The organism is Acinetobacter sp. (assembly GCF_050285345.1).
Lineage (GTDB): Bacteria > Pseudomonadota > Gammaproteobacteria > Pseudomonadales > Moraxellaceae > Acinetobacter.
This window is the reverse complement of record NZ_JBLZXR010000037.1, coordinates 20,690-39,457: the sequence shown is the minus strand read 5'-3', so window position 1 is coordinate 39,457 and position 18,768 is coordinate 20,690. Positions and strand designations below refer to the sequence as shown.

The following is an 18,768-nucleotide window of genomic DNA, read 5'->3' as shown; positions in this document are numbered from 1 at the left end:
CTTTTTTGTTGTATAGCTTAGGCGCAGTGTTTTTGCCAATAGGCATTGGCATAGTTAGATGGATTACTGCGTTGTAGTACTTGACTGATATTTTGACTGGCAAGCATCAGCGCATCCAGATCAACTCCAGTGTCAAAGCCCATGTTGGAGAGTAGGTAGTAAAGGTCTTCGGTTGAAACATTACCTGAAGCACCTTTGGCATAAGGACAGCCGCCTAAACCTGCAATGGAAGAATCAAATACGCGAATGCCTTGCTCTAAAGACTGGTAGATATTGGCAATGGCCATGCCATAGGTATTATGAAAATGTCCTGCCAGACGGGAGGTCTCCATTTCAGCTAAACACGCTTGCCAGACTTTTTTCACACGGTCTGGAGTTGCTGTGCCAATGGTTTCACCCAAAGATACTTCATAGCAGCCCATGTCCAGCAAACGTTGACTAACCTCTGCAACTTTGCTCGGTGCAATTGCGCCTTCATAGGGACAATCGACAATACAGGATACATAACCACGAACTTTGATGTTGTTTGCCTTTGCTGCCGTCATGATGTCTGCAAATTTTTCAAAGCTTTCATCAATAGAGCAATTAATGTTCTTTTGCGTGAAACTTTCAGATGCTGCGGTAAAAACCGCAACCTCCTGACAGCCCACAGCCAAAGCAGACTCAAAGCCTTTTAAGTTCGGGGTTAGTAAACTAAAACTGATATTTGGATCTTTGGGCAAGCTGGCAAAGAGTTCGTCACTCTGAGCCATTTGTGGAACCCATTTTGCCGAGACACAGGAACCGACTTCAATTGCACTGAGTCCTGTTTGCATTAAATCTAGAATCAGTTTGCGACGGTCGTCCAAGGTGAGCGGGGTCTTTTCATTTTGCAGACCATCTCGTGGGCCGACCTCGACAATTTTGACAAATTCACTCATGCAGCACCTTCCAAGCTTGAAAACTCAACCAATTCATCACCGGCTTTAACTTGATCACCGACTTGGAAGTAAGAAGCTGAGACAATGCCGTCATGTGGTGCACGAATTGAATATTCAATTTTCATCGCTTCAAGGGTGAGTAGCACATCATCTTTTTTCACGGTGCTGTTGTTTTGCACTAAGACTTGTGTGATCACACCCGGCATCGGTGCTTTTAAGTTATTGGCATCTGATGCATCATCTTCGCTATTGAAGTTTGGTTTGATATGAGCAAATTTATAAGTTTGACCATTTGCATAAAGGGTTAAACCTTGTGCATTTGAACTGAATGCGTAAGTCTTTTTACCTGTTGCCAATTCAATTTTAGCCAAATGTGTGTCTAGTAATTCACCCTGAATGAAAATGCTATTGCCATTGTATTTTGCGGTGAAGCCTTCTGCTGTTGGGCTGAAATGAACTTTATGTTCTTCATCGTTCAGCGTCAATTTAATGGCATAGCTGGCATTAATATTTAAACGCCATAGAGACTTAGCTTGCCATACAGGATTGGCTGCTGCTTTATTGTCAGCAAAGCGAGACAAGAGTTCAATCAATGCCGCTGTAATGATGAGTTCTGAAGAAGCGGTTTCATTGTGTTGTAGTAAAAATGCGTCTTCACGTTGAATTAAGTTGGTATCTAAGTTCGCAGTTTTAAATGACTCAGAACGCACCAAGCGATCTAAGAATGCAATGTTATTGCCCAAGCCATCGACATGAAATTGACTCAGTGCATGATGCATCTGCGTGAGTGCTGCTTCACGGTTTTTCGCCCAGACAATTAATTTGGCAATCATTGGGTCGTAGAAGGTGGTGATTTCATCACCTTCAACAATGCCACTGTCGACACGTACATGTTCATTTTGCTGTGGGTAGTGCAGGTAGTGAATTTTACCAATCGCAGGTAAGAAGCCCTTTTCAGGTTCTTCAGCATAGACACGTGCTTCAAGTGCATGACCATGAATACTGAGTTCGTGTTGTTGTTTAGGCAACGGTTCACCAAAAGCTACACGCAGTTGCCATTCTACCAAGTCTTGGCCTGTGATCATTTCAGTAACAGGGTGCTCAACTTGCAGACGAGTATTCATTTCCATGAAATACGCTGTACCGTCTTGCTCTACAATAAACTCAACCGTACCAGCACCAACATAGTCTACGGCACGTGCCGCATCAATAGCGGCTTGGCGCATAGCCTCAAGTTTTGGCTCTGCCATTTTTGGTGCAGGTGCTTCTTCTAAGACTTTTTGATGGCGGCGTTGTACCGAACAATCACGTTCAAATAGATGTACGTAGTTACCATGCGTATCGCCAAAAACTTGTACTTCAATGTGGCGCGGTTGTACCACATAGCGCTCAACCAAAACATCGTCATTGCCAAAGCTTGAACGTGCTTCACTTTTACATGAAGCCAAATGACTTAAAAAGTCTTCGCTGCGCTCAACCAAGCGCATACCTTTACCGCCGCCACCAGCACTGGCTTTAATTAACACGGGGTAGCCAATCTCATCAGCCTGTTGTTTTAAAAAGTCAGGATCTTGGTTAGCACCATGATAGCCCGGTGTCAGCGGTACGCCTGCTTTTTCCATTAATGCTTTCGATGTGGCTTTTAGACCCATGGCCAAAATGGCAGCTACCGGTGGGCCAATAAAGACGATGTTGTTTTTCTGGCAAGCATTGGCAAATTGGTCATTTTCAGACAAAAAGCCATAACCCGGATGAATTGCTTCTGCACCCGTGTCCAAAGCTGCTTGAATGATACGATCAATTTGCAAATAACTTTGTGCAGCAGGGGATTCTCCAATATAAATGGCTTCATCTGCTTGTTGCACGTGTTGTGCCTGTGCGTCAGCATCTGAATAAACAGCAACGGTTGCGATGCCCATTTTTTTTGCAGTTCGGATCACACGGCAAGCAATTTCACCACGGTTTGCAATTAAGATTTTATTAAACATATCGATATCCTTTCTTGTTGTTATGCTGTTGTCTTGATCCAGACCGGATGGTGTTTATTTAAAAAAGCATTTAAGCCATTTTTTGCCTCTGATCCTTGGCGTACATGGGCAATGTGCTGTGCAGTTTGTAGCAACAATGTTTCGGTTAATACTTGTTGATCGACCATGTTAATGAGTTGCTTTGAAGCCGTTTGTGCTTCAGGTCCGCCCAACAGGAGAGCATCGACGATTTCTGTGACTTTTTCATCTAAGCGTTCAGTATCAGCAACTACATGTGCCAGACCAATGTGCAGGGCCTGTTCTGCAGGAATGCGTTCTGCGGTTAAGAAGTAACGTGACGCTTGGCGTGCACCAATGGCACGAATCACATAAGGACTAATGGTTGACGGTGCTAAACCTAAACGGACTTCTGAAGTTGCAAATTTAGCATCGGTGCTTGCGACACAAATATCACAGGCAGAAGCCAGTCCCATCCCACCACCAAAGGCAATGCCATGCACGCGAGCAATCGTCGGCTGTTTTAATGTCGCTAAACTTTGCAACATTTTCGCCAGTTTTAACGCATCGGCTTCATTGTCAGCTTGCGAAGCTTGGCCTGCTTCTTTCATCCAGTTCAAGTCAGCGCCTGCCGAAAAGCTTTTGCCTCGTCCCGCTAAAATCACCACACGCACATCATCACGGTTATTAAGTTCAGTAAAGCAGCGGTGCAGTTCTTCAATCACTTGGGTATTGAAGGCATTATGCATTTCTGCACGATTAATCCAGACCGTTGCCACTTGGTCGCGTTGTTCAAGTTGTAAATATTGAAAGCTCATCGCTCATCTCCTACATACGGAACACGCCGAATTTGGTTGGTTGAATTGGAGCATTTAAAGCTGCTGCTAAACTGAGACCGAGCACCTGACGGCTTTGCGCAGGGTCAATTACACCGTCATCCCATAAACGCGCCGATGCATAATACGGATGGCCTTGACGTTCAAATTGATCACGGAAAGGTTGTTTAAATTCGTCTTCTTCTGCCGCAGACCACGACTCACCACGTTTTTCGATTTGATCGCGTTTCAAAGTCGACAATACGCTTGCCGCTTGTTCACCGCCCATTACCGAAATACGTGAGTTCGGCCAAGTCCACATGAAACGTGGTGAATAAGCACGACCACACATACCGTAGTTGCCTGCACCAAATGAACCACCAATCACCAGGGTGAGTTTTGGCACATTCGCGGTTGCAACAGCCATCACCAGTTTGGCCCCATTTTTGGCGATGCCTTCATTTTCGTATTGACGGCCCACCATAAAGCCGGTGATGTTTTGCAGGAACAATAGGGGAATATTACGCTGCGTACAGAGCTCGATGAAGTGAGCACCTTTTTGCGCAGACTCTGAAAATAAAATACCGTTGTTGGCAATAATACCGACTGGCATACCATAGATTCTGGCAAAACCTGTGACTAAGGTTGTACCAAAACGTGCTTTAAACTCGTCAAAACGTGAACCGTCGACAATACGCGCAATGACTTCACGAATATCAAAAGGTTTACGTGCATCACTTGGTACAACACCATATAGTTCTGTTGCGTCAAATAATGGTTCTTCAATTTCTGTTGCAGGTTTATTAGGTGCTTTGTTTAAGTTCGCCACGATGTTACGGGCAATGGCAATTGCATGTTCATCATTTTCAGCCAAATGATCGGCTACACCTGAAAGACGCGTATGCACATCGCCACCGCCTAAATCTTCGCTGCTAACCACTTCACCTGTTGCAGCTTTTACCAAAGGTGGACCACCTAGGAAAATCGTTCCTTGATTACGTACGATGATGGTTTCATCTGACATTGCAGGTACATACGCACCACCGGCGGTACAGCTACCCATCACTACCGCAATTTGGGCAATACCCATGCTCGACATGCGTGCTTGATTATAGAAAATGCGGCCAAAGTGATCACGGTCAGGGAAAACTTCGTCTTGCATCGGCAAATATGCACCACCTGAATCGACCAAATAAATACATGGCAGATGGTTTTGCTCTGCAATCTCTTGGGCACGTAAATGTTTTTTTACCGTCAGCGGGTAGTAAGTTCCGCCTTTTACGGTCGCATCATTGGCGACGATCATGCAGCTCACACCATTAACCTGACCGACACCAGCCACTACACCCGCAGCCGGAACGTCGTCGGTATAGACATTTTGTGCAGCCAACTGACCAATTTCAAGGAATGCCGTACCTGCGTCCACTAACTGATCAATACGATCACGTGCTAAAAGTTTTCCGCGTGCCAAATGCTTTTGTCGAGCAGCTTCACCGCCACCTAAAGCAATTTGTTCAGCTTTTTGCTTAAGGTCATTGACCAAGTTTTGCATTGCAGCTTGGTTGGTTTTGAAGTCTTCACTTCGAATATTGATCTTGCTATGTAATTGATTCATCACGAACATCCTTGTCATTTTTATTGTTGTGGAGGGTTAAGCTGTTTCATTAAACAGTTCACGGCCAATCAACATACGGCGAATTTCAGAAGTTCCCGCGCCAATTTCATAGAGTTTTGCATCGCGCCATAGACGGCCTGCAGAAAATTCATTGATATAACCATTTCCACCTAAGGTCTGAATGGTTTCACCCGCCATCCACGTGGCTTTTTCCGCAGCATATAAAATTGCACTTGCTGCATCTTTACGTAGGCTACGGCTATGGCCAGCCTTGTCGCACTCAGCACCCACGGCATAAACCAACGCTTTACATGCCAACCAAGTCGAATACATATCGGCAATTTTACCTTGCATCAACTGGAATTCACCGAGCGCTTGTCCGAATTGTTTACGGTCATGGATATAGGGAATCACGGTGTCCATGCAGGCATCCATAATGCCTAAAGGACCTGCGCTTAAAACCGCACGCTCATAGTCCAAACCACTCATGAGCACTTTCGTGCCGTTTCCTACACCGCCCATTACGTTTTCTTTTGGCACTTTCACGTTGTCAAAGAACAGCGGGTAAGTGTTCGAACCACGCATACCCAACTTGTCTAAATGTGTGCCATGGCTAAAACCTTCCATGCCTTTTTCTACAAGGAAAGCGGTCATGCCTTTAGCGCCTGCATGCAAATCAGTTTTGGCATACACCACAAGCACATCAGCATCACCACCATTGGTGATCCACATTTTTGAACCATTCAACAGGAAGTGATCGCCACAATCTTCAGCTTTGAGTTTCATGCTGACTACGTCTGAGCCTGCGTTTGGTTCAGACATGGCAAGTGCACCGACGTATTCACCTGAAATCAGCTTAGGTAGATAGCGCTGCTTTTGTTCCTCGCTGCCATTTCGGTTAATTTGATTCACACATAGGTTAGAATGTGCACCATAAGAAAGACCTATCGAAGCTGAAGCACGTGAGATTTCTTGCATGGCAATGATATGCGCTAAATAACCTAGGCCTGTACCGCCATATTCTTCACTGACGGTCAGACCGAGTAAGCCCATATCGCCAAATTTTTTCCACAACTGAGCTGGAAATTCGTTGTTCTGATCGACTTGTTGCGCAATAGGAGTAATTTCCTTGGCACAAAAAGCCGCAACGGAATCACGCAGTGCAATGAGTGTTTCATCTAAACCGAAATTTAAGCTTTGTAGGGTCATTTCTTCATTCGTCCTATGAGTGTATTTATTGTTCCTGATAAAGCATTTTTGTTGTGCTTGATTTTTACAATACATCGAATTTTTAAAAAAGTGAACTAAAATTCACAAATTGATTTACAATTCATTTTATCTGGTTGAGAATAGAATTATGAGTTATAAAAGATCATCGTTGATGCAAGAACGAATGGAACAAAATCGTGAAGCGATTTTGCAATCCGCTCGTGAACTTATTGCTCAAGGGGGGATTAAAGACGCGCAAATTCAAGCAATTGCTGAACGCGCGGGTGTTTCGAGTGGTTTGGTGTATCGATACTTCGATAACAAAAGCCAAGTGTTAATTGAGGTTTTGTCTGAGGCCATTCAGCATGAGGTGAAAATTTTAAATCACATTGCTGAAAGTGAGCTCTCGTCAAAACAGAAATTGGACAAGGCGGTAACCACGTTTGTGAAACGTGCCATGAATAGCCCCCAACTTGCGTATTCACTCATGTTTGAGCCAGTCGATGCTGAGTTAGAACATGAACGTTTTCGCAGTAAACAGCTGATTAAACAGAGCATCAAAGAAATACTGGCCGCAGGGAAAATTAACGGTGAGTTTGGATTTGAAGATTTAAATACCGCAGCACTTTGTGTGGTCGGTGCCATGACTTTTGTGGTGATTGAGCCTTTAAATCCGTCTCGAAATGTGATGTTTGATCAAAACTATAAAGACTACTTTGTGAAACAAATTGCCGAATTTTGTGTCAATGCAGTTCAGGTTCAGGAGGAAAAATAGTAGCAGGTGTGAACACAGAGGCTTGGTGTTTGAAGGGAAGTAGTCATAGAACAATTAAAGTTGAATAACAAGATTACAATGAATCAAGGAGATCGATTCGATGACACAAGAACGGTTAAGTTATGCCTATGGAACGAGCAGTCAGCCCCTATTAGGCATGACGATTGGTGAGAAATTTGATCAGGCTTGTCAGCAGTATGCGGAACAAGATGCTGTTGTCAGCCTGCATCAAAATGTCAGACTCACGTATAAGGAATTACAAGCTCAGGTCAATGCGTTTGCCTGTAGTTTACTAAAACTGGGCTTGAAGAAAGGCGATCGACTTGCGATTTGGTCACCGAACTGTGTGGAATGGACGATTACCCAGTTTGCTGCGTTTAAAGCAGGTATCATTTTAGTCAACTTGAACCCTGCCTATAAGAGTAATGAACTTGAATATGTATTGAATAAAGTTTCATGCAAGGGTTTGGTCATTGCATCGCAGTTTAAAAGCACCAATTACCAAGAAATTTTGACCAAGATTGCCCCTGAAATTCAACATGCAGAAAACAAAACCTTAAAGGCCGAGCGCCTGCCGCATTTGAAACATATTATTAAAATTGATGAACAAGAACATACCGGTCTACATCGTTTTAGTGATTTACTGACTGCTCCGACCAAGCGCCAGTTGACTCAATTAGAACAACTGGCCGCTGAATCACAGTTTGATGAAACCATCAATATCCAGTTTACTTCGGGCACCACAGGTAACCCGAAAGGCACGATGCTGACGCATAATAATATTTTAAATAACGGTTATTTTGTTGGTGAAGCTATTCACCTCGGCCCTACTGACCGCGTGTGTATTTCTGTACCGCTGTTTCACTGTTTCGGCATGGTGATGGGCAATTTGGCTTGCATTACCCATGGTTCAACCATGGTTTATCCATCAGCTGTGTTTAATCCGCTCGAAACTTTAAAAGCCATTCAGCAAGAAAAATGTACTGCTGCCTATGGTGTTCCGACCATGTTCATTGCCATTTTAGAGCATGAACAGTTTGATGACTTTGATCTTTCAAGCTTACGTACAGGCATTATGGCGGGTAGTCCTTGTCCGCGTGAAATTATGCAACGTGTGATTGACCGTATGCACATGTCTGAAATTACCATTTGCTATGGTATGACCGAAACAGCGCCAGTGAGTGCACAAAGTTCAACCACCGATTCAGTTGAACAGCGGGTTGGAACGGTCGGGCGCGTTCATCCACATCTCGAACTTAAAATTGTGAATGAACAAGGCCAAGTGGTGCCACGCGGTCAACTGGGCGAACTGTGTGTTCGTGGTTATTCGGTCATGTTGGGTTATTGGGAAGACCAAGAAAAATCACAAGAAGTGATAGATTCCGCACGTTGGATGCATACCGGTGATATCGCTGAAATGGACGAAGCAGGCTTTGTGAAAATCAAAGGCCGCATTAAAGATGTGGTGATTCGTGGCGGTGAAAACCTGTTCCCGAAAGAAATTGAAGACTTTTTATATACCCATCCAGATGTGAGTGATGTGCAAGTCATTGGCTTACCTGATGCACGTTATGGTGAGGAGCTGTGTGCCTGCATTATTTTGCATGACCATCATAAAATCACTGAAGAATCGATCCGCCAGTACTGTGCAGAGCATATTTCACACAATAAAGTTCCGCGCTATGTACGGTTTTTTAACGAATTCCCAATGACGGCTTCAGGCAAAGCGCAGAAGTTTAAATTACAGGAATTTATGCGTAATGAACTTGATTTAAAAGAAATTGCGTAAGATTGAATACGGACTTTCCTTTGCTGTTGCAAGTGAAAGGAAAGTCCGAGGTACAAGGAAAAGGAATTATGCAGATACGAAATGATTGGACTCGGGCTGAAATACAGGCACTTTATGAACAACCTTTTTTAGATTTGGTCTTTCAAGCACAGCAAATTCACCGTCAGTATTTTGAGGCCAATACGATTCAAGTCAGTACATTACTGTCGATTAAAACAGGCAAATGTCCTGAAGATTGTAAATACTGTTCTCAGTCTGCACGCTATGATTCAAAGCTTGAAGCTGAAAAAAGAATTGCAGTTGAAAAAGTGATCCGTGAAGCCGAGCAGGCGAAGGCTTCAGGTTCTACACGCTTTTGTATGGGCGCGGCATGGCGCAATCCACATGAGCGTGATATGCCTTATGTACTGGATATGGTTCGTGAAGTCAAAGCTTTAGGTTTAGAAACCTGTATGACTTTGGGCATGTTGAATGCTTCGCAAGCCGAACGTTTAAAAGGTGCAGGGCTAGATTATTACAATCACAACCTAGATACATCGCGTGAGTATTATCCGAATGTGATCAGTACCCGTAGTTTTGATGACCGTTTAGATACATTAAATCATGTTCGTGATGCAGGTTTAAAAGTTTGTAGTGGCGGTATTGTTGGTCTAGGTGAAGAGACTAAAGATCGAATTGGCTTATTGTTTGAATTGGCCACTTTACCAATACATCCTGAATCTGTGCCAATTAATATGCTGGTTCCGATGCAAGGTACGCCATTGGCAGAAGTTGCAAAGTTGGAGGTGACCGAGTGGATTCGCACCATTGCGGTAGCACGGATTATTATGCCGAAAAGTTATATCCGTTTGTCTGCGGGACGAGAGTCATTGTCCGATGCAGATCAAGCGTTGGCTTTTATGGCAGGTGCAAACTCTTTATTTTCAGGTGAAAAACTACTGACCACACCGAATACGGCCGAAGGAAAAGATCAGCAACTGTTTCAAAAGTTGGGTCTACAGGCAGAAAAAGCCAAACCACAACTGGCGGAGTTAACAGTCGATGCCATGGCTATGGCGTGAGTTATCGATCAGATTTTTAATTTTGTTGTAGATAGCGTGAATAGTTAACCGAGAAGGGTGTGTAATAACATGGCAAAAGACTTTCAGAGTCAAACCGTAGTCGATGGTTATGATGATCATATTCGTAAACTGATACCGGGCTATGAGTTGGTTCATCTGCAAATACAAGCCATTTTAAAGACCTATTTACCTGAACAGGCGCATGTGTTGATTGTGGGCTGTGGTACGGGTTATGAGCTTTCTTATTTGTTAGAACAGCATCCAACATGGACTTTTACTGCGGTTGACCCATCTCGAACCATGATTGAGAAGGCGCAGCAGTTATTAAGTGCCACAAACTGTGATTTAACACGGGTTCGTTTTGTCCATGGTGATACCACAGCATTGCAAGAAAATGCGCAGTTTGATGCCGCTTTAGTTATATTGGTGGCGCATTTTATTCCATTAGAGACAAAGCCATTCTTCTTTGCTGATATTTTCAGGTGTCTCAAAGCGCAAGCGATTTTACTCAGTTATGACCTCATGACTTCAGCCGATAAAACGGAACTTCAAGTGCTACAAAACTTATGTCAGAGTAATGGTTTGACGGTAGTACAAAGTGAAAAAATGCTTGAGCGTCTACAACAAGACTTTTGCTTAATCTCTGCCAGTCAGATGCAAGAACTACTAACTGAATCTGGATTTCATCAGGTACGAATTTATAGTCAACTATTGAATTATTATGGCTTTTTGGCACAAAAATAAAAATCAGCCGCAGTAAATAGGTTTTGATATCGACTAATTTAGTCGAGAGCTATCAATATAATAAAAAAGGATGAATTGCGTCGTCCTTTTTTTATTGGCATGCTGTAGGCACTTTAAAATAGTGAAATTAACATGCGTATCAGTTTAATCGGAGCAGGGCGAGTGGCGCATCATTTGGCCAAAGCGCTGATGCCCGATCATCAAATCATGAATATTTATAGTCGAAATTTTGATAAAGCCGTAGATTTGGCGCAAGCTGTAGATGCAAAAGCGGTAAGTCATTTTAGTCAGTTAAGTGCTGATGCTGATTTGGTCATTATTGCCGTGAGTGATCAGTCTATTTCGAGCGTGATTTCAGCATTGACTGAATATTTGCCAAATGTGTTGATTGTGCATACTTCAGGCAGTACATCGCTTTCAGTTTTGTCGACTCAGCATGCACGTGCAGGGGTGTTTTATCCCTTACAAACCTTTAGTTTGGAGCGCGAAATTGATTGGTTAACTACACCGCTGTTTGTCGAAGCAGTTGAACAGACAGATCTTCAGCTATTACAAAGATTGGCAGAAAGCCTGAGTCAGCGCGTGTATAGTTATAGTTCTGCACAACGTCTTAGTTTGCATCTAGCAGCAGTGTTTGCTTGTAATTTTAGTAATTATTGTTATGACATGGCGAAACAAGTGGTGGATGCAGAGCAGGTTGATTTTAGTTTGCTGTACCCTTTGATTTTAGAAACTGCGCAGAAAGCCACGCAGAATGACCCGAAGCAGATGCAAACAGGCCCTGCAATGCGTCAGGATCAGAATATTTTACAGATGCATCAACAGATGCTTAAGCAAGCCCAACGAGCAGATCTTGCAGAAGTGTATACTTTGCTGAGTCAGCAGATCAGCCAACGAAACAGCTAAAATTTGGCATGTGCTTTAAAGTCTCAGACATAAAAAATAGGGCACGAAGCCCTATTTTTTAAATAACTCAAATTTATTTAATTTTCTTAAATAAGAAGTCATTGATCTTATGACCTTCTTCAAGTCCACGACGTTCAAATTTAGTTTGTGGACGCCAGTCAGGACGTGGATAGCTGTTGCCTTTACCGGCCATATTTTCAAGATTTGGACGGTTGTCTAGCACATCAAGCATCCACTCTGCATACGGTTCCCAGTCTGTTGCTGAGTGGAATGTTCCGCCCATTTCCAACTTTTGCTCAACCAGTGGCATACGGTCATGTGATACAAAACGACGTTTGAAGTGGCGTTTTTTCTGCCACGGGTCTGGGAAGTAAAGCTGCACAGCATTGATACTGTTGTCTGGCATTTCACGTAATACTTGAATTGCATCGGCATCTAAAAGACGAAGGTTGGTTAAACCTGCCATCCCAGCTTCATATACACACTGCGCAATACCCGGCACATGTACTTCAATCCCGACATAGTTACGTTCAGGGTTGGCTTTTGCCATGAGCACCAATGAACGGCCCATACCAAAACCAATTTCAACTGTCAAAGGGCGTTCAGGATGTTCAAACTGCTGACGTAAATCACCAACAGGATATTCCAAAATCATGTGACCATATTGTTCAAGCGCAGTACGTTGCGAGGTGTTCAGCGGAGATGAACGACGCATAAATGTCACAATTTCTCGGTGTTCATTTAAGTTGTCCAGCTCAACGACTTGCTGGTCTAATTGATCATTGGTCATAATTTTGGCAGATGTAGAAATTCGAAAGCGGTATTGTAAGTCCTGAGCAGGACAAGTCAAATTTTTTACTCAGAATTTATCGAATTAACCATCAGCTACTTTGCTTCGCCTAAAACTGTCATGATTTATTTATCCTGATGTCATGAATAAAAAACTCACTTGCCATCTCGTTATTAAAGCCGACAAAGGAAAATCAGACTGTCAGTTTTTTAAAAATATCTAGGTATAAAAATGCATCACAGTTTCACTTGAAATCTTTGTAAATATGGACAATAGTCAATGGACGTATATGTTTCTGCATTTACGCTTTTTTGCAATTTAGAGCTTTGATCGCTTGAAAGTTTGACAGAAGAGATTTAAAACATTGGATAGTACATAACAAGGATCAGATATGAAGCTTTATTATTCTCCAGGTGCATGTTCTTTAGCATCTCACATAATTTTAAATGAAATTAATGTAGATTTTGATTTGGTCCGTGTAGACCTTAAAACGCATAAAATAGAAAAAGGGGCAGACTATTACGAGATCAACCCTAAAGGTTATGTACCTGCTTTGGAAATTAACCCGGGCTTAATTTTAACGGAAAATGTCGCTATTCTACCGTTTTTGGCGCAGCATGACCCTAAGCAAGACCTAATTCCACCTTCAGGGCTTGGACGTGCCAAAGTGCTTGAATGGCTTGGTTATTTGAACTCAGAATTACACGATGCCTATGCAGTATTCTTTGGTGCGCCGCTAGATGCAGCAGCGAAAGAAAAAGCTTATGCAGAAATCGACCGCCTACTTAGTTATATCGATAAACGAATTGCGGAGTCGGATCACGATTATTTGGTTGATGATAACTTTGGCCCTGCAGATGCTTATCTATTCGTTCTCACCAATTGGTCCAATGGTATTGAACATGACTTAACACCGTATAAAAATATTATTGCACTTCGTAATAAAGTGGCTGAACGTCAGTCGGTACAAATTGCAATGCGTGATGAAGGTTTGATTCCTTAATCTTTACATTTTGAAGAAGCGCCTCACGGCGCTTTTTTTATGACTATAAAAATATAAAAATTATTATTGATATTTAGTCGATAATATTTTGCAGATTCACTGCTTTTTAGTAATAAACAGCATCGTTATAGTGCCTGCATCGTTTTAGCTTTTAGGTTTTTTAATGCAAAATATTTTATTAGTGAATGGCGCGAAAACCTTTGCACACTCAAATGGTCTGTTAAATGATAGTTTGACGCAGCTTGCGCAAGAGGTATTGTCCGGATTGGGACATCAGGTGCAAGTCACCCGTGCTGACAGTGAATATGAGGCAAAAGTGGAAGTTGAAAAATTTCTTTGGGCTGACATGGTGATTTACCAAATGTCGGGTTGGTGGAAGGGTGTGCCATGGACTGTGAAAAAGTATATTGATGATGTCTTTACCGAAGGGCATGGCAGTTTGTACGCAAATGATGGTCGCTCGTGTTCTGATGCCTCAAAAAAGTATGGCTCAGGTGGTCTGATTCACGATAAAAACTATATGTTGTCGCTGACATGGAATGCGCCGATGGATGCATTTACCGACTCAGACCAGTTTTTCCACGGGGTGGGTGTAGATGGGGTTTACTTGCTGTTTCACAAAGCCAATCAGTTTTTGGGGATGCAAACTTTACTGACCTTTATTGTCAATGATGTGATTAAAGCACCTGAAGTTGAAGCTTATATGACGCAGTATCGTAAGCATTTAATGCAAATTTTTGCTTAATAGTGTGAGTACGCAAATCTGCATTTGAGAAGCGCTTTAAACGGCATTTAATAAGCTGTGAAGTCTTAGATAATGTTATTTATTTAAACTCATGATACTCATTAAATTGTACCTGTTCCAATTTTAATGTGTAGCGCTTTTTGAGTGTAGACCATTGAACTTTGGTAGGTTGCGCGCTCTCAGAAAATTCATTTTCACCTGTCGTACTTTTTACTTTTCCCGTTATAAAGTTGATACTTTGCGCCGTGATATCGCCCGATGCGCGGTGGAAATCATTGACATCATAACCAATTAGCTTAAAGGCGTGGTCTTGGTCGCGAAATGTATAGATGTGATTGGTCACATACCACGAACCACAACTGAGCCAATAGTGCAGATGAACTTTAAGCAGACCTTTTTGAATGCTGAGTGCTTCTGTTTCACCGAGTGGGTCAGCGAGGCAAGGGGACTCTGCATCACCTTCAGTCGGCAAAGTACTATTACTGGCTGCGAGTTGATAACCCTGAGCTTGCTTGAATAAAACCAAAAGCCTGCGTTCATTTAAGTTCAGTACATCACTGCCTAAGCCTGCGTTTGCAACGAAATTATCGGGATTGGTGTCTGCAATAATCAGGGCAATATCTGCTTGACCATCTTGGTTTAAGTCACCTTGGGCTTTTTCTAAAATCTTCCAGTTCTTTGGAATAAAAGATTGGTAGTTTGCTTTGAGAGCAGGTTTTGTTTCTGTGTTGGCCCACGCATTATTGGTCAATACCATGAAAAATAGGGTGTTGAGTATCAGTAACTGTTTAATTTGTTTGAGCATGAATTACATTCCTTTGATTTTTTATCTTGTTATAGGAGTTTGAAGGTAAATGTTGCTGAGTTTATTTTCAATGTATTTATGAAACGCAATGATACAGCGTTGTTTGAGCTTTAAATATAAAAAGGACTCCGAAGAATCCTTTCTATTGTTTATTACAAATCAGTTGATTATTTAAAGAAATAACCCGTTTCAGGTGAGCTGGCATTGGCCATACGTTTACGTGGCATACGACCCGCAAGGAAAGCTTCACGGCCCGCTTCCACGGCTTTTTTCATTGCAGATGCCATTAAAATTGGGTTTTGCGCTGCCGCAATTGCCGTATTCATCAGCACACCATCACAACCGAGTTCCATTGCAATGGCTGCATCACTGGCTGTACCGACACCAGCATCCACCAAGACAGGTACTTTAGCATTTTCTTTAATAATCGAAATCGTGTGCGGGTTTAAAATCCCGAGACCTGAACCAATCAAGCTACCCAAAGGCATGATGGCAACACAGCCCATACTTTCAAGCTCTTGCGCCACAATTGGGTCATCCGAAGTATAGACCATGATTTCAAAACCATCGTCAATCAGTGTACGCGCAGCTTTTAACGTTTCGGTAATATTTGGGTACAAGGTTTTTTCATCGCCTAATACTTCAAGTTTTACCAAATTATGACCATCTAATAATTCACGTGCCAACATGCAGGTGCGCACTGCACTATTGGCATCAAAACAGCCTGCGGTATTTGGTAGAATCGTGTATTTTTCAGGTGGTATAACCGACAATAAGTTGGGTTGATCAGGATGCTGACCAATATTGACACGACGAATCGCAACAGTCACGATCTCTGCACCACTGGCTTGAATCGCTAAATCGGTTTCTTGCAGGTCTTTGTATTTACCTGTGCCCACCAACAAACGTGAATTAAATGTACGTGAACCAATGATTAGGGGTGTATCTTCCATGGGAGCTCCATTTTAGCCGCCACCTACGGCATGAATAATTTCAATATGATCTTGCTCGGAAATAAGAGTTTGCTCTAACTTACTTTTTGAGATGATCATTTCATTCTTTTCGACAGCGAAACGCTTACCTTCCAACTGTAATTGTTGAATCAGTTGCAGCAAATTTTCACATTCAGTTTGCTGAGCTTCACCATTTAAATAAATTTGCATCGGTGCTGAAATCCATTTTTCATAGAGGGTGTTAAAGGGGTAAATGAACCTTTTGGGTCAAATCCTTGAACAGATCAAGATTATTTTGCGTATTTAAAAGCGTTCCAAGCCAACATCAACCAGCCAGCAATCATGAATGCACCGCCAATTGGGGTAATGGCACCCAATCCGCGAGGTAAGCCCAATGCCATGATATATAAAGAGCCACAGAAGAAAAAAATCCCAATTTGGATGAGCAAAAAGCTGGCTTTAATCGGAAGTTGTGGAATTACTTTGGCAATGATTGCAAGTGCCAACAGGCCCAAGGCGTGATAGAAAAAGTAATCTGTTGCGGTTTGCCACCAAGCCAATTGAGCTTCGGTTGCTCGAGCTTTGAGTCCATGCGCGCCAAATGCGCCTAGCATAACTGCAAAAGCTAAGTTAAGTGCAGAGATTGCAATCCACATGTGCATTCACCTCAACAAAATTTGCGCATAACCATAGCATATTTTCGGGTTGGGATTAAAGCGAAACTGCTGTTCTGTAAGCTGATTCATCACAAAAAAAGAGCATCGAAATGCTCTTTTTATCGGTGTCAAAATCATTAGAAATACAGACTTTAATTGGATGACATTGCGACTTTAATTTTTTCCATCGCATTTTTTTCTAATTGACGAATACGTTCTGCAGAAACATTATATTCAGCCGCGAGCTCATGCAATGTTGATTTTTCATCATCTAACCAGCGGCGCTGTAAAATATTACGTGAACGATCATCAAGTTGATCCATCGCTTCATGCAAAGCCGAGTTACTTTGCTCTTCGTAATCTTCTTCTTCCGCTAAACGGGCAGGGTCATAACGGTTGTCTTCAAGGTACAATGCAGGTGCAACATGGGTTGAGCCTTCATCATCGTCATCACCTTGTGCTTCAAATGCAGCATCATAGGCGGTTAAGCGACCTTCCATTTCAAGCACTTGTTCTGCTGTAACATTTAAATCATTGGCGATCGATTGCGCTTCAGCAAGGGTTAATTTTTTTGAAGATTTTTTTAAGCTACGTAAGTTAAAGAACAATTTACGCTGTGCTTTGGTGGTTGCAATTTTGACAATACGCCAGTTGCGAATCACATATTCGTGAATTTCAGCTTTAATCCAGTGCACGGCAAAAGACACCAAACGCACGCCCATGTTGGGGTCAAAACGTTTCACGGCTTTCATTAAACCGAGGTTACCTTCTTGAATCAGGTCACCTTGTGGTAAGCCATAGCCTGCATAGCTACGAGCAATATGTACCACAAAACGTAGATGCGACATCACCAACATTTTGGCTGCGTCTAAATCTTGGTCATAGTAATAGCGTTCGGCCAGCTCTTTTTCTTGTTCGGCCGTTAAAATCGGAATCTGGTTAACGGTACTAATATAAGCACCAAGATTTACCCCAGGTGCCGATAATGACAGGGGCATCAATTGATTGCTGCTGTCACTCATGTTTTCTCCTTGAGAACTAAAAAATGGCTAAGCCAATAACTAAGATTCATCTTAATCCAATAATCCAGCAAATAATGGAAGTTTGGGTATAGAAATGTAAAGTTTTATGCATTTATGAAGTGAATAAGTTTAACTTAATTTTATTAAGATTCAATTAAGTAATGATATTCAGAATCTGAAATTTTACTCATCTGACAGTTTAATTGATGAATCTGACAGTAACGAGATACATCTTGTTGGCTGTGCGGATCGGATGATTTCAACAGTAATAATTGCTCAGGACTATTTTTCAGTGCTTTTTTCAGCATTAGTAACGGCATCGGGCAGGGTTTACCCATCGCATCAACAGTTATTGCGGTCTTTTCTCCAACACTCACAGCATGATTCCGACATATTTACCAATCGAGTGGAAATATTAGCAAATAAGGTGCCAAATCCCAACCCAAAATAGGCAAAAATGTATATGATTTATTACTCAAAAGTATGTGAAATAAATAAGATTATTCAAAAGGAAAATAGATCAAAAAAATCTATTATTTGACGTTAACCCGTGTTAAGCTCATTGCGTTATTAAGATTTTTTAGGCTGTGAAGCCTTCTATCTCTTGATATATTTGGATGTAACCGGGATTTTGTTGATAGTTTTACAGAATGATTACAAGCTTAGAAATAAAAATATTTTTTAACCTTGTTTGGTCTGCTGTTTGCAACACCGGGTGGTCCTTCTTTTTTAAATACGATAAGGATTAACTTATGACAGCTCGTGAACAAGGCGTTGTTAAATGGTTCAACGACACTAAAGGCTTTGGCTTTATTCAACGTAACGGCGGCGACGACGTATTCGTTCATTTCCGCGCAATTATGGGCGAAGGCCACCGTTCACTTCGTGACGGCCAACGCGTAGAATTCAGCGTTGTTAAAGGTCAAAAAGGCTTCCAAGCTGAAGAAGTACAACCTTTAGACTAATCGTCTGAAT

20 protein-coding genes are annotated in these 18,768 nt (G+C 42.2%); 8 read left to right on the top strand and 12 right to left on the bottom strand.

What is annotated here, in order from left to right; genetic code table 11:
• Nucleotides 1-17: 17 nt before the first annotated feature.
• From ACN6OV_RS03750 to ACN6OV_RS03730, 5 genes are read right to left on the bottom strand one after another with little or no spacing between them, the layout of a single operon-like run.
• Nucleotides 18-920: a hydroxymethylglutaryl-CoA lyase gene (locus tag ACN6OV_RS03750; RefSeq protein ID WP_427949751.1), complete on the bottom strand. Its 903-nt coding sequence runs from the start codon at nucleotides 918-920 to the stop codon at nucleotides 18-20.
• Entirely contained in the window at nucleotides 917-2,908 is a 1,992-nt protein-coding gene (locus ACN6OV_RS03745; RefSeq protein ID WP_427949749.1) for an acetyl/propionyl/methylcrotonyl-CoA carboxylase subunit alpha, read from the bottom strand. The genes ACN6OV_RS03750 and ACN6OV_RS03745 overlap by 4 nt, the downstream gene beginning before the upstream one ends.
• A 20-nt stretch (nucleotides 2,909-2,928) precedes the next feature.
• Nucleotides 2,929-3,723 carry an enoyl-CoA hydratase/isomerase family protein gene (locus ACN6OV_RS03740; RefSeq protein ID WP_427949747.1) on the bottom strand — a complete coding sequence of 265 codons (795 nt, stop codon included), beginning with the start codon at nucleotides 3,721-3,723 and terminating at the stop codon, nucleotides 2,929-2,931.
• A gap of 10 nt (nucleotides 3,724-3,733) precedes the next feature.
• Nucleotides 3,734-5,335, bottom strand: coding sequence for a carboxyl transferase domain-containing protein (locus ACN6OV_RS03735; RefSeq protein WP_427949745.1), 1,602 nt, complete (start codon nucleotides 5,333-5,335; stop codon nucleotides 3,734-3,736).
• A 36-nt stretch (nucleotides 5,336-5,371) separates the two neighbouring features.
• A complete protein-coding gene (locus ACN6OV_RS03730; RefSeq protein ID WP_184118293.1) occupies nucleotides 5,372-6,544 on the bottom strand; it encodes an isovaleryl-CoA dehydrogenase in 1,173 nt (390 codons plus the stop codon).
• Between the two features lie 148 nt (nucleotides 6,545-6,692).
• Between ACN6OV_RS03730 and ACN6OV_RS03725 the strand changes: the two genes are divergently transcribed.
• From ACN6OV_RS03725 to ACN6OV_RS03705, 5 genes are all read left to right on the top strand, one after another.
• Nucleotides 6,693-7,319 carry a TetR/AcrR family transcriptional regulator gene (locus tag ACN6OV_RS03725; protein ID WP_004982268.1) on the top strand — a complete coding sequence of 209 codons (627 nt, stop codon included), beginning with the start codon at nucleotides 6,693-6,695 and terminating at the stop codon, nucleotides 7,317-7,319.
• Nucleotides 7,320-7,419: 100 nt separating this feature from the next.
• Nucleotides 7,420-9,108 carry an AMP-binding protein gene (locus ACN6OV_RS03720; RefSeq protein ID WP_427949742.1) on the top strand — a complete coding sequence of 563 codons (1,689 nt, stop codon included), beginning with the start codon at nucleotides 7,420-7,422 and terminating at the stop codon, nucleotides 9,106-9,108.
• 68 nt (nucleotides 9,109-9,176) lie between these two features.
• Entirely contained in the window at nucleotides 9,177-10,169 is a 993-nt protein-coding gene (bioB, locus tag ACN6OV_RS03715) for a biotin synthase BioB (RefSeq protein ID WP_427949740.1), read from the top strand.
• A gap of 69 nt (nucleotides 10,170-10,238) precedes the next feature.
• A complete protein-coding gene (locus ACN6OV_RS03710) occupies nucleotides 10,239-10,913 on the top strand; it encodes a class I SAM-dependent methyltransferase (RefSeq protein WP_427949738.1) in 675 nt (224 codons plus the stop codon).
• 132 nt (nucleotides 10,914-11,045) lie between these two features.
• A complete protein-coding gene (locus tag ACN6OV_RS03705; protein WP_427949736.1) occupies nucleotides 11,046-11,819 on the top strand; it encodes a Rossmann-like and DUF2520 domain-containing protein in 774 nt (257 codons plus the stop codon).
• Nucleotides 11,820-11,892: 73 nt separating this feature from the next.
• Here ACN6OV_RS03705 and trmB read toward each other — a convergent pair whose 3' ends face one another.
• Nucleotides 11,893-12,609: a tRNA (guanosine(46)-N7)-methyltransferase TrmB gene (gene trmB / locus ACN6OV_RS03700; protein WP_427949766.1), complete on the bottom strand. Its 717-nt coding sequence runs from the start codon at nucleotides 12,607-12,609 to the stop codon at nucleotides 11,893-11,895.
• A 391-nt stretch (nucleotides 12,610-13,000) separates the two neighbouring features.
• Between trmB and ACN6OV_RS03695 the strand changes: the two genes are divergently transcribed.
• On the top strand, nucleotides 13,001-13,612 hold the full coding sequence (locus ACN6OV_RS03695; protein WP_427949735.1) for a glutathione binding-like protein: 612 nt from the start codon (nucleotides 13,001-13,003) through the stop codon (nucleotides 13,610-13,612).
• 163 nt (nucleotides 13,613-13,775) lie between these two features.
• Nucleotides 13,776-14,357, top strand: a complete 582-nt coding sequence (locus ACN6OV_RS03690; protein ID WP_427949733.1) for an NAD(P)H-dependent oxidoreductase — start codon at nucleotides 13,776-13,778, stop codon at nucleotides 14,355-14,357.
• 79 nt (nucleotides 14,358-14,436) lie between these two features.
• On the opposite strand, the gene ACN6OV_RS03685 is transcribed toward ACN6OV_RS03690, so the two are convergent.
• From ACN6OV_RS03685 to ACN6OV_RS03660, 6 genes are all read right to left on the bottom strand, one after another.
• Complete coding sequence (locus tag ACN6OV_RS03685) at nucleotides 14,437-15,162, bottom strand: hypothetical protein (protein WP_427949732.1); 726 nt, start codon at nucleotides 15,160-15,162, stop codon at nucleotides 14,437-14,439.
• Between the two features lie 167 nt (nucleotides 15,163-15,329).
• Nucleotides 15,330-16,115: a thiazole synthase gene (locus ACN6OV_RS03680; protein ID WP_427949731.1), complete on the bottom strand. Its 786-nt coding sequence runs from the start codon at nucleotides 16,113-16,115 to the stop codon at nucleotides 15,330-15,332.
• Between the two features lie 12 nt (nucleotides 16,116-16,127).
• Entirely contained in the window at nucleotides 16,128-16,325 is a 198-nt protein-coding gene (gene thiS, locus ACN6OV_RS03675) for a sulfur carrier protein ThiS (protein WP_427949730.1), read from the bottom strand.
• Between the two features lie 80 nt (nucleotides 16,326-16,405).
• Nucleotides 16,406-16,771 (bottom strand): DUF423 domain-containing protein, encoded by a 366-nt coding sequence (locus ACN6OV_RS03670; RefSeq protein WP_427949728.1) that lies wholly within the window; start codon nucleotides 16,769-16,771, stop codon nucleotides 16,406-16,408.
• Nucleotides 16,772-16,923: 152 nt separating this feature from the next.
• Nucleotides 16,924-17,793, bottom strand: coding sequence for an RNA polymerase sigma factor RpoH (gene rpoH / locus ACN6OV_RS03665; RefSeq protein WP_427949726.1), 870 nt, complete (start codon nucleotides 17,791-17,793; stop codon nucleotides 16,924-16,926).
• A gap of 143 nt (nucleotides 17,794-17,936) precedes the next feature.
• Nucleotides 17,937-18,170 (bottom strand): sulfurtransferase TusA family protein, encoded by a 234-nt coding sequence (locus ACN6OV_RS03660; RefSeq protein ID WP_427949725.1) that lies wholly within the window; start codon nucleotides 18,168-18,170, stop codon nucleotides 17,937-17,939.
• Nucleotides 18,171-18,545: 375 nt separating this feature from the next.
• On the opposite strand from ACN6OV_RS03660, the gene ACN6OV_RS03655 reads away from it, so the two are divergent.
• The gene (locus ACN6OV_RS03655; RefSeq protein WP_005014923.1) at nucleotides 18,546-18,758 is read left to right on the top strand and encodes a cold-shock protein; all 213 of its coding nucleotides are present in this window, start codon (nucleotides 18,546-18,548) and stop codon (nucleotides 18,756-18,758) included.
• Nucleotides 18,759-18,768: the final 10 nt, after the last annotated feature.

Bases quoted from the DNA above. Each gene is read 5' to 3' on its own strand.
- ACN6OV_RS03750 (WP_427949751.1), bottom strand. From the start codon at position 920: ATGAGTGAATTTGTCAAAATTGTCGAGGTCGGCCCACGAGATGGTCTG.
- ACN6OV_RS03725 (WP_004982268.1), top strand. From the start codon at position 6,693: ATGAGTTATAAAAGATCATCGTTGATGCAAGAACGAATGGAACAAAAT.
- ACN6OV_RS03745 (WP_427949749.1), bottom strand. From the start codon at position 2,908: ATGTTTAATAAAATCTTAATTGCAAACCGTGGTGAAATTGCTTGCCGT.
- ACN6OV_RS03680 (WP_427949731.1), bottom strand. From the start codon at position 16,115: ATGGAAGATACACCCCTAATCATTGGTTCACGTACATTTAATTCACGT.
- ACN6OV_RS03730 (WP_184118293.1), bottom strand. From the start codon at position 6,544: ATGACCCTACAAAGCTTAAATTTCGGTTTAGATGAAACACTCATTGCA.
- ACN6OV_RS03740 (WP_427949747.1), bottom strand. From the start codon at position 3,723: ATGAGCTTTCAATATTTACAACTTGAACAACGCGACCAAGTGGCAACG.
- ACN6OV_RS03690 (WP_427949733.1), top strand. From the start codon at position 13,776: ATGCAAAATATTTTATTAGTGAATGGCGCGAAAACCTTTGCACACTCA.
- trmB (WP_427949766.1), bottom strand. From the start codon at position 12,609: ATGACCAATGATCAATTAGACCAGCAAGTCGTTGAGCTGGACAACTTA.
- ACN6OV_RS03695 (WP_427949735.1), top strand. From the start codon at position 13,001: ATGAAGCTTTATTATTCTCCAGGTGCATGTTCTTTAGCATCTCACATA.
- thiS (WP_427949730.1), bottom strand. From the start codon at position 16,325: ATGCAAATTTATTTAAATGGTGAAGCTCAGCAAACTGAATGTGAAAAT.
- ACN6OV_RS03705 (WP_427949736.1), top strand. From the start codon at position 11,046: ATGCGTATCAGTTTAATCGGAGCAGGGCGAGTGGCGCATCATTTGGCC.
- bioB (WP_427949740.1), top strand. From the start codon at position 9,177: ATGCAGATACGAAATGATTGGACTCGGGCTGAAATACAGGCACTTTAT.
- ACN6OV_RS03710 (WP_427949738.1), top strand. From the start codon at position 10,239: ATGGCAAAAGACTTTCAGAGTCAAACCGTAGTCGATGGTTATGATGAT.
- ACN6OV_RS03720 (WP_427949742.1), top strand. From the start codon at position 7,420: ATGACACAAGAACGGTTAAGTTATGCCTATGGAACGAGCAGTCAGCCC.
- ACN6OV_RS03735 (WP_427949745.1), bottom strand. From the start codon at position 5,335: ATGAATCAATTACATAGCAAGATCAATATTCGAAGTGAAGACTTCAAA.
- rpoH (WP_427949726.1), bottom strand. From the start codon at position 17,793: ATGAGTGACAGCAGCAATCAATTGATGCCCCTGTCATTATCGGCACCT.
- ACN6OV_RS03670 (WP_427949728.1), bottom strand. From the start codon at position 16,771: ATGTGGATTGCAATCTCTGCACTTAACTTAGCTTTTGCAGTTATGCTA.
- ACN6OV_RS03655 (WP_005014923.1), top strand. From the start codon at position 18,546: ATGACAGCTCGTGAACAAGGCGTTGTTAAATGGTTCAACGACACTAAA.
- ACN6OV_RS03685 (WP_427949732.1), bottom strand. From the start codon at position 15,162: ATGCTCAAACAAATTAAACAGTTACTGATACTCAACACCCTATTTTTC.